The following is a 9688-nucleotide window of genomic DNA, read 5'->3' on the forward strand; positions in this document are numbered from 1 at the left end:
GGGGTGGTGGTCAGGGCGGTGAGGGCGTCGCGGGCGGCGAGGAGGAGGTCTTCGATGCCGTCGCGCGGGCCTTCGGGGGTGCCGGGGCGGGTGGCGACGCCGGTGGTGATGCCGATGCCGTGGTTGGGGTGGCCGGGCAGCCAGTCGCCGTCGGTGGTGGCGCGGATGGTGGCAGCCAGGCGTTCGGCTTCGTCCTGGGGGGTGTTGGGTAGGAGGACGGCGAACTCGCCCTGGTCGGAGCGGATGAACTCGGCGTCGTCGGGGGCGAGGGCCCGGACGTGGCCTGCCAGGGCGTTCAGCAGGGCCTCGCCGCCGATCGGCAGGGCGTCCTCGGGTGGGTCGACCGGGTCGACGAACCCCCGGGGGGCGACGCGGACCAGGGTGGCGGAGTAGTCGCTCTCGTCCGGCGGCGAGGGCGACGAGTCGGTGGCGGGCTGGTTCGCCGCAGCGGCCGGGTGGGCAGCGGCGGACGGCGGCGCGGGCGGCGAGGTGGACGGCGAACCCGGCGCGGTGATCAGCAGATCCGGTGCACCCGACTGCGATTCCGACACCGTCGACCGGGAATCCGACGCGGCTGGGTGTGGAACCGGCGCCGGGAACGCCGGTCCGGGCGCGACGGAGTGCGAAACCGGGGCCGGGGAGGCGGTTCCGGGCGCGATCGGGTGCGAAACCGGCGCAACCGGATATGCGTCCGGCGTGGCTGGATGCGGCCCCTGCACGACTGAGTGGAAATCCGGTGCGGCCGGGTGTGGAGCCGCTGTGGCCGAAGGCGTGACGGTGGCCGGGGGCTGTGCGGATGGTCGCGGTTTCGGGGTGGCGGTGGAGCGGTGTGCCCGGTTCGGGTGGGGGTCCGGGGCGGTGCCGGGCAGGTCCGGGGCGGGCGGGGGCGCTGTCCTCGTGTCCGGCGGGGTGTGGCTCGGCGGGCGGACCACCGCGTCGTGGAGGAGGGAGGTGGCGCGGGTGGGGTCGGGGGTGGCGGTGCCGACCTCGGTGGCGAGGAGGGTGCGGGCGGATTCGGCCGTGGTGAGGTGGCGGTACTCCGCGGCGCGGGCGGAGCGCAGGGCGTGCAGGGCCTCCGCGGGGTGGGCGGCCTCCTCCTCGGCGTTGGCGAGGAGGGTCCAGGCGTCGCCGAGCAGGGAGTCGAGGTGGTGGCGTTCGGCGGTGCGGACGACCTCGAACAGCAGGGCTCGGCCGGTTCTGGCGCGGCCCGCGGGGAGGTGGACGCGGGTGGCCAGGGCGAGGCGGAGCCTGCCCAGGGCCGGGGCGGAGGTGGCGCGGAGCGGCTCGGCCAGGGCGGGTGCGGCGGCGTCCACCGCCTCGTCCGCGCCGCCGTCGTCGAGGAGGGCGCAGACCAGTTCCAGGGTGAGCCTGGCGCGGGCGCGGCCGCCCTCGATCTGCTTGTCCACCATGCGGTTCAGCAGGGAGAGGCCGTCGCGGGCGGACTCGGCCGCCGCCTCGGTGTCGCCGTGGCGGCGGTGGTAGGCCGCTGCCTCGGCGGCCAGTAAGGCGCGGTCCAGGCGGCGGCCGTCCTGGCTGAGCCCCTCGTCGGCGGCCAGCAGCCGGTCGGCCTCGGCGAGCACGTCCTCGAGGTCGTCGCGGCCGCCGACGTGGGTTGTGCAGGCGACCAGCTCGCCGAGCGCCAGTGCCCGGGTCGCCTGGCGCACCGACGCCGCGGCGAGCACGGGCCGGAGCAGTTCGGCGCCCACCAGCGGGTCGCCGAGGGCCCTGGCCGCGGCGGCCAGGGCGGTGCGCACCGCGGCGGCCCGTTCGACCAGGCCGCCGCCGGTGAGCGCGCGCAGCGCCGCCAGGCCCGGTTCGACCGCCTCGGCCGGGCGACCGAGGTGGACGAACGCGGTGCCCAGCACGGCCTGCGCCCGGGTGCGGGTGGCGGCGTCGGCGGACCCGGCGAGCGCGCGCGCCGCGAACTGGACCGCCAGTTCGGGTGCGCTCCACCGCAGGCGGTCGGCCACGTCCACGAGTGCCGCGCACTCGGCCGCGCCGACCGTCGCGGTCAACTCGTTCCAGGCCGCCACGTCGCCGGTCCCCACCTAGTCGCGGGTCAGCTTGCGGTGGGTGACCCGGTGCGGGCGGGCCGCGTCGGCGCCCAGCCGCTCGACCTTGTTCTTCTCGTAGCCCTCGAAGTTGCCCTCGAACCAGAACCACTTCGACGGGTTCTCCTCCGTGCCCTCCCACGCGAGGATGTGGGTGCAGGTCCGGTCGAGGAACCACCGGTCGTGGGAGATGACCACCGCGCAGCCGGGGAACTGCTCCAGCGCGTTCTCCAGCGAGCCCAGGGTCTCCACGTCGAGGTCGTTCGTGGGCTCGTCGAGCAGGATCAGGTTCCCGCCCTGCTTGAGGGTCAGCGCCAGGTTCAGCCGGTTGCGCTCGCCACCGGAGAGCACGCCCGCGGGTTTCTGCTGGTCCGGGCCCTTGAAGCCGAACGCGCTGACGTAGGCGCGGGAGGGCATCTCGACGAGGCCGACCTTGATGTAGTCGAGGCCGCCGGAGACGGTCTCGAACACGGTCTTCTTCGGGTCGATGTTCGCCCGGTTCTGGTCGACGTAGGACAGCAGGACCGTCTCGCCGACCTTCACCGTGCCGTCGTCCGGCTTCTCCAGGCCGACGATCGTCTTGAACAGGGTGGTCTTGCCGACGCCGTTGGGGCCGATGACGCCGATGATGCCGTTGCGCGGCAGGTCGAAGGACAGGCCGTCGATCAGCACGCGGCCGTCGAAGCCCTTCTTCAGCTTCTCGACATCGACCACGATGCTGCCCAGGCGGGGGCCCGGGGGGATCTGGATCTCCTCGAAATCGAGCTTCCTCGTCTTCTCGGCCTCCGCCGCCATCTCCTCGTAGCGCTCCAGGCGGGAGCGGGACTTGGTCTGGCGCGCCTTGGCGTTCGAGCGGACCCAGGCCAGCTCGTCCTTGAGGCGCTTCTGCAGCTTCTGGTCCTTCTTGCCCTGGACCGCGAGCCGCTCGGCCTTCTTCTCCAGGTAGGTGGAGTAGTTGCCCTCGTAGGGGTAGGTGCGGCCGCGGTCGATCTCGAGAATCCACTCGGCCAGGTTGTCGAGGAAGTACCGGTCGTGGGTGACCGCCAGGACGGCGCCCTGGTACTGGGAGAGGTGCTGTTCGAGCCAGAGCACGCTCTCGGCGTCGAGGTGGTTGGTGGGCTCGTCGAGCAGCAGCAGGTCGGGCTTGGAGAGCAGCAGCTTGCACAGCGCGACTCGGCGGCGCTCACCACCGGAGAGGTGGGTGACCTCGGCGTCCGGCGGGGGGCAGCGCAGGGCATCCATGGCCTGCTCCAACTGCGAGTCGAGGTCCCACGCGTCGGCGTGGTCCAACTCCTCCTGCAGCGAGCCCATCTCCTCCATGAGTTCGTCGGAGTAGTCGGTGGCCATCAGCTCGGCGATCTCGTTGTACCGGTCGAGCTTGGCCTTGACCTCGCCGACCGCCTCCTGGACGTTGCCCAGGACCGTCTTCTCCTCGTTCAGCGGGGGTTCCTGCTGCAGGATGCCGACGGTGTAGCCGGGCGAGAGGAACGCCTCGCCGTTGTTGGGCTGGTCCAGTCCCGCCATGATCTTCAGCACGCTGGACTTGCCCGCGCCGTTGGGGCCCACCACCCCGATCTTCGCGCCCGGGAGGAACTGGATGGTGACGTCATCAAGGATGACCTTGTCCCCGTGCGCCTTGCGCACCTTCTTCATGGTGTAGATGAACTCGGCCATGGCAGCGATCGTAGAGTGGTCGGCCGGGCGGCTCGACCGCGACCGGGGGGATTTCCCGGCCGCGGCCGAATGCGAACTTCCCTCAGTGGTCGCGCAGTGCCTTGACCAGTTCGTCCTTGGACATCGACGAGCGGCCGTCGATCCCGATCTCGGCCGCGCGGTGGCGCAGGTCGTCGACGGTCCAGTCCTCGTACGAACCGGATTTGCCGCCCTTCGCCGACACCGAGCCCTTGCCTCGGGCGGCGGAGGCGTTGGCGATCCTGGCCGCCTTCTCCTTGGACTCGCCCTTGTCGCGGAGTGCCTCGTAGGTCTTCTCGTCCTTGATGCTGGGGTTCGGCACCGGTCTCCTCCGTTCATCGGGTGCCGTTGGGGTGCCCGGCTCGCCATCAGCACAAACACCCCCCTCAGGCGGCGAGGGGCAGCGGCACGTCGGGTCGGGCGGCGAAGCGCAGGTTGCGCCCCACGGCCGTCGCCCGGACCTCCAGTGCGACGCGCTGGACGCCCTCGTGCTCGAACTCGCGGCAGCGCAGCCTGCCGTGGACGAGCACCGGGTCGCCGCGCTTGAGGTCCGCGGCCACGTTCTCGCCGAAGCGGTCCCAGCACTGCACGTCGACGAAGATGCTGTGCCCGTCGACCCAGTCCTTGGTCTCCGGGTCGTAGCGGCGTTCCTGGCTCACCATGCGGAAGCGGGTCACCTGCGAGTCGCCCTCGAAGCGCCGCTGGGTGATCTCCCCCGCCACCCAGCCGGTCATGGTCACCATCGTCTCGTTCACCTTCGGCCTCCGTTCCGGTCGTGTGGGACCAACGGTGCCGGGCGGGCGAGGGGGAATCCAGGCCGGTTCCGGACCTGTGGATGGTTCAGGGGGTTGTGGACAACTACTGACGCTTGTCCGCCATTTGGCGGAGCATGGCGTTGTAGGCGTCGAGTTCGTCGGAGTCGCCGTCGTCGACCCGGCGGTCGGACCGGCGCGCTTCCCGGTCGTCGGACCGGGACCACTGCACGAGGAGGGCGATGAGGACCAACAGCAGCGGGATCTCCCCGGAGGCCCAGGCGATGCCGCCGCCGAGCCGCTGGTCGGCGGCGAGGTCGGTGTTCCAGGGGAGGCCGAGTGACTGGTAGAAGCGCTGGCCCACCACGGTCTGCGTGCTCATCAGGATCACGCCGAAGAAGGCGTGGAAGGGCATGGAGGCGAAGACCAGGCCCAGCCTGCCCAGGTGCGGGAGCCTGCGCGGGGCCGGGTCGACGCCGATGACCGGCCAGTAGAAGACGTAGCCGACGACGAGGAAGTGGGCGTTCATGACCAGGTGCGCCCAGTGCTCCTCCACAGCCGAGTCGAACAGACCGGAGAGGTAGAGGCCGTAGAAGGAACCCACGAACAGCACCAGGGCCACGATGGGGTTGGTCAGCAGGCGCGACACCGGGGAGTGCACGGCGGCGAGCAGCCACTCCCGGGGGCCGGGCGGGTTGTCCCGGCCCGCGGGCGGCAGCGCGCGCATCGCCAGGGTGACCGGCGCGCCCAACACGAGCAGCACCGGTGCCAGCATGGAGAGCATCATGTGCGTCTCCATGTGCACGCTGAACATGGCCGGGGAGTAGCGCCCGAAGCCCGAGGACGTGGCGAACAGGATGACGAAGCAGCCTGCCAGCCAGGCCACCAGCCTGCCCGCGGGCCAGGTGATGCCGCGCTTGCGCAGCCGCAGGAAGCCGCGCAGGTAGAGGGCGGCCATGACCAGCGCGGCGGTGCCGAAGACCAGGTCGAAGCGCCAGTCGAAGACGAGCCGCAGCGCGGTCGGGGGCTCGTCCAGCGGGTAGCCGAGTTGGAGTTCGGTGCGACCGGGCTGCACGGAGGCGCCCTCGGGGGGCGGGGTCCGGGCGAGGGCAGCGGCGACCCCGATGGTCACCAGCATGACCAGCACCTCGACCCCGGCGAGGCGGACCAGCGCGCCCCGGCTCCCGTGCTCGACGACGGCCCGGACGCCGCGCTCGCGCTGGAAGTACCCGAACACGCCGAGGGCGAGGAGGAGGACCAGCTTGGCCAGCACCAGCAGCCCGTAGCCGGAGGTGAGCAGGTCACCCAGCGGCAACCGGACCAGGGCGTTGACCACCCCGGACAGCGCCATCACGACCCAGCAGACCAGGGCGACCCTGGAGAACCGGGAGGCGGCGAGCCCCAGGTGCTCGGCGCGGCGGCGGCCGTGCGCGAGCAGGGCGATCAGCCCGCCCACCCAGACCGCGGCCGCGACCAGGTGGAACAGCAGGCTGTTGGTGGCGACGTCGTGCTGGCCGCCGCTGGAGGAGTGCCCGGTGACCGCGACCGGCGCGATCCCGACGACGGCGATGGCGAACAGGGCGGCGGTCCACCCCCAGCTCAGCGCGATCCGGGTGCCGACCAGCACGACCAGGGCGAACCCGGCGGTGAACAGCCAGGCCTTGGCCTGCTCCAGGGTGCCGACCAGGTTGAGCAGCACGTCGGAGCGCAGCACGTCGAACACGCTGGTCCCGACGGCGTCGGCGGCGGTCAGCGGGGTCGACAGCAGCGCGCCCAGGAACCACACGGCCGCGCCCCAGCCCGCCATCCGCAACGCCCCGTAACCCCCGACGTCCAGCGTCCCGGACTTCTGCGGCGGCACGAGGAAGGCGGCGAACAGCAGCCCGCCGACGGTGACCACGGACCCGGTCTCGGTGATCACCCGGACGATCGTGAGCGCGTACTCGGTGAACGGGTCCGGCTTCGGCAGCCCCGGCAACTCGGTGGTGGTCCCACCGGTCAGCGTGAGCAGCACCACGGCGATGACCGCCGCGAGCAACCCCCCGACGAGGAGCAGCGCCAGCACGCTCCCGGTGCCACGCACCGGAGCGGACGCCTCACGTCCAGTCACACCGTCGACAGCCACGATCCGAGCCTAATCGCCATGTCACGACCCACCGGAGGCACGGCCACCGGACGACGACGCCGGTTGCTGCAACCGCGCCGTACCAGCCCCGCGATCGGCTGCTCGCGGCGTACGCCGAACGCCGGCGCCCCAACCGATGCGGCCGAACCCGAAACGCGAGGACCGTCTCCGGCGATCACACAGGGGGAACGGACTACTGTGCTCCCTCGGCAGTCCGCCCCCCGCGCCCCTGTAGCTCAGCGGATAGAGCAGGAGCCTTCTAAGCTCTTGGCCGCAGGTTCGAGTCCTGCCAGGGGCACTCGTGCGCGGCTCAGGGGGAGATTCACCCGATCAGGTAGTGATCTCCCCCTCGCCACGCCTTCGGTCCGCGCATCCGCCCGAGCCGCGGAGCGCTTCCCGACCGCGGTGCGCGGGCGACCTCCAGCTTGGTCGAGGTCGAGGCGGCGCTGAGTGTTCGTGGGCACCGAGCGGTGTGTCGGCGGCGGCCGCGAGGACCCGCCGTCCGCTGTGGTCGGTGGGGTGGCGCCCGGTCACCGCTGCTCGTCTTCACCCGGTCGGGGGGACCGAGGCCGGTTCCGGGTGGGCGGTACGGTTCGGGCACCGCCGACCACCGAGGACGAGGAGGGTCCGTGCGCCCCGACGTCGACCCCGACCTGGGCACGCTGTACCTGGTGCCGACCCCGATCGGTGACCCGGACGACATCACCGCCCGGGCGGTGGCCGTGCTCACCTCGGTCGCGGCGGTGGCCTGCGAGGACACCCGCAACACGCTGAGCCTGATCCGGCCGCTGGGGGTCACCGCCCGGCTGCTGAGCTACCACGAGCACAACGAGGAGTCCCGCGGCAGGCAGTTGCTGGAGATGCTGCTCGCCGGTGACGACGTGGCGGTGGTGTCCGACGCGGGGACGCCGCTGGTCAACGACCCCGGGTACCGGCTGGTGGCCGCCGCGATCGACGCGGGGGTGCGGGTGCGGCCGCTGCCGGGGGCGAGTGCGCCGGTGACCGCGCTGATCGGGTCCGGGCTGCCGGTGCACCGGTTCCAGTACGTCGGGTTCCTGCCGCGCAAGGCCGCCGCCCGCCGGGCCGCGCTGGCTGACCTGGCCGACACCGCGGCGACGCTGATCTTCTTCGAGGCCCCGCACCGGATGCTGGAGACCCTCCGCGACATGGCGGACACCCTGGGTGACCGCCAGGTCGCGGCGGCGCGGAACCTGACCAAGGCCGACGAGGAGTTCCTGCGCGGCCCCCTGTCCGGGGTCGTCGCCGCGCTGGCGGCGGAGGACCCCGTCCGCGGGCAGTTCACCGTGGTCCTGGCGGGCAGGGACGAGGGCGACGACGACAGCGCGAAGGAACTGGCGGGCAAGCTGGCCACGGCCATGATCGGCCACGGCGCCACCTCCCGCTTCGCCAGCGACGTCATCCGCGAGGTCACCGGCCTGCCGCGGAACTGGGTCTACGACCGGGTGCAGTCCGTTGAGCGCACCCGGGGCTGAGCTGCTGCGGCTGCGGTGCCGCGGCCACGCGGAGATCCGGGCGACGCACGACCGGACCCTGGAGTTCGCCGTCGACACCGACATCACCGGCCGGGCGACGTGCGTGCTGGGGGTGGCGGCGACCGTCGTCGGGCCGGTGCCGCCCGCCGTCGCCGGGCCGGTGCGGATCACCGTCAGCGCGGGCGGGCACCGGGTCACCGTGCGGGCGCTGGCGAACTCGGCCTGGCGCCCCGGCGACTCGGCGGTGGTCCGCCGCAGCGGCGCCCGCCTGCCCACCACCCTGGCCACCGACGCGGACCTGACCGCCCGCGATCTGCCCCGCGACCTGGCCCTGGCCCTGGCGGACCCGGGGGTCGAGGTGGACGTGGTGGTCGAGCGCGACGTGGCCGAGGTGGGCCGGTTGGTCCGGTTCCGCGCGGGCGACCCGGCGCGACTGGCGGCCGAGCGGGCGGCGGCGGACGCGGTGGTCGCGGAGGACGACGGCGCGCGGGCCCTGCTGTCCGGCCTGTCCCGGGCGGCGGACGCGGCGGAGGTTTTGCGGGACAACGGCCGCGTGCTCGCCGTGTCCACTTCGGAGGGTCCGCACCCGTTCGCCGCGGAGGTGCTGTCGTGGGCGGAGCGGCCGGTGGTGGAGGTGTTGGGGCTGCCGCCGGAGCTGGCCGTCGCAGCGGTGTCGCCGCGGTGGGCGCCGGTGTTGGTGGTGGGGGCGCCGGGTAGGCGCGAGGTGGTGCGGTCGGCGGGGGCGCACCGGGCGTCGGCGGTGGTGTTCCGGACACCGGGGGCGGGGTTGGCGCGCGTGCTCGACGACGTGGTCAAGGCGGTGGGGACGCGGACGGCGGCGGTGGTGGGCGCCGACGCGGGCTCGGAGTCGGCCGAGCGGCCGGTGTGGGGGCCGGTGGAGCGGGTGCGCGAGCTGGTGGTGCGCGGGGACGTGCTGTGCGCGCTGGACCCGGTGGCCGACGAGGTGGTCTCCGACGGCCCGGCGGTCTCCGAGGGCCTGGTCACGGCACTGCTGGCGCAGTCGGTGTCGCCGACGACGATCGTGAAGGCGCTGGCGGGCCAGCCGGGCTGGTCGCGCAAGCAGGCCTACGACCTGGTGCTGCGCCTCAACCAAGACCGGGGTTGACCACACCAGGAAGCGCCAGAACCTCCAGCCGGTCGGGAAGAGTTGAGCCTGCGGGTCCACGAGATGGCAAGGGCGGCCATCTCAGCGGCGCTGATCGCGCAAGCAGGCCCACGACTTGGTGCTGCGCCTCAAGCGAAACCGAGGTTGACCACACCAGGCAGCGCCAGGACCTCCAGCCGATCGTGGGAAGAGTTGAACCTACGAGTCCACAAGGTGGCGAACGGCGATCTCAACGGCACTGGTCACGCAAACGGGCCTGCAACCCGGTGCCGCGCCTCAACCAGAACCGGGATTGACCACACCAGTCGACACCAAGATCTCCAGCCTGTCGCGGGAAGAGTTGAGCCTGCGGGCCCACAAGGTGGCGAACGGCGATCTCAACGGCACTGGTCACACAAGCAGGTCCACGACCTGGTGCCGCGCCTCAACCAAGACCGGGATTGACCACA

At 72.6% G+C, this 9688-nt stretch carries 6 protein-coding genes, 1 tRNA gene and 1 pseudogene; 3 read left to right on the forward strand and 5 right to left on the reverse strand.

All coding sequences use genetic code 11. The features are described 5' to 3' along the window. From UO65_RS37565 to UO65_RS24850, 5 genes and pseudogenes are all read right to left on the reverse strand, one after another. A pseudogene (locus UO65_RS37565) lies at nucleotides 1-2048 on the reverse strand (hypothetical protein); the annotation flags it as partial. Continuing rightward, nucleotides 2049-3725 (reverse strand): energy-dependent translational throttle protein EttA, encoded by a 1677-nt coding sequence (ettA, locus tag UO65_RS24835; RefSeq protein ID WP_035286882.1) that lies wholly within the window; start codon nucleotides 3723-3725, stop codon nucleotides 2049-2051. Nucleotides 3726-3807: 82 nt separating this feature from the next. Beyond that, the gene (locus UO65_RS24840) at nucleotides 3808-4065 is read right to left on the reverse strand and encodes a DUF7218 family protein (protein WP_035286885.1); all 258 of its coding nucleotides are present in this window, start codon (nucleotides 4063-4065) and stop codon (nucleotides 3808-3810) included. Nucleotides 4066-4129: 64 nt separating this feature from the next. Then, nucleotides 4130-4498, reverse strand: coding sequence for a single-stranded DNA-binding protein (locus UO65_RS24845; protein WP_052021736.1), 369 nt, complete (start codon nucleotides 4496-4498; stop codon nucleotides 4130-4132). Nucleotides 4499-4601: 103 nt separating this feature from the next. Beyond that, on the reverse strand, nucleotides 4602-6605 hold the full coding sequence (locus UO65_RS24850; RefSeq protein ID WP_052021737.1) for a cytochrome c oxidase assembly protein: 2004 nt from the start codon (nucleotides 6603-6605) through the stop codon (nucleotides 4602-4604). Between the two features lie 240 nt (nucleotides 6606-6845). On the opposite strand from UO65_RS24850, the gene UO65_RS24855 reads away from it, so the two are divergent. The 3 genes from UO65_RS24855 to UO65_RS37570 all read left to right on the forward strand — a co-directional run bounded on the left by UO65_RS24855 (nucleotide 6846) and on the right by UO65_RS37570 (nucleotide 9239). Then, nucleotides 6846-6918, forward strand: a tRNA-Arg gene (locus tag UO65_RS24855). Nucleotides 6919-7249: 331 nt separating this feature from the next. Then, on the forward strand, nucleotides 7250-8113 hold the full coding sequence (gene rsmI, locus UO65_RS24860; RefSeq protein ID WP_035286889.1) for a 16S rRNA (cytidine(1402)-2'-O)-methyltransferase: 864 nt from the start codon (nucleotides 7250-7252) through the stop codon (nucleotides 8111-8113). Then, nucleotides 8094-9239 carry a DUF371 domain-containing protein gene (locus tag UO65_RS37570; protein WP_035286892.1) on the forward strand — a complete coding sequence of 382 codons (1146 nt, stop codon included), beginning with the start codon at nucleotides 8094-8096 and terminating at the stop codon, nucleotides 9237-9239. The genes rsmI and UO65_RS37570 overlap by 20 nt, the downstream gene beginning before the upstream one ends. The last annotated feature ends 449 nt before the right edge of the window (nucleotides 9240-9688 follow it).

The sequence above is a fragment of the Actinokineospora spheciospongiae genome, from assembly GCF_000564855.1.
GTDB classification, from domain to species: Bacteria; Actinomycetota; Actinomycetes; order Mycobacteriales; family Pseudonocardiaceae; genus Actinokineospora; species Actinokineospora spheciospongiae.

Coding starts and splice junctions, on each gene's coding strand:
- ettA (WP_035286882.1), bottom strand. CDS start 3,725: ATGGCCGAGTTCATCTACACCATGAAGAAGGTGCGCAAGGCGCACGGG.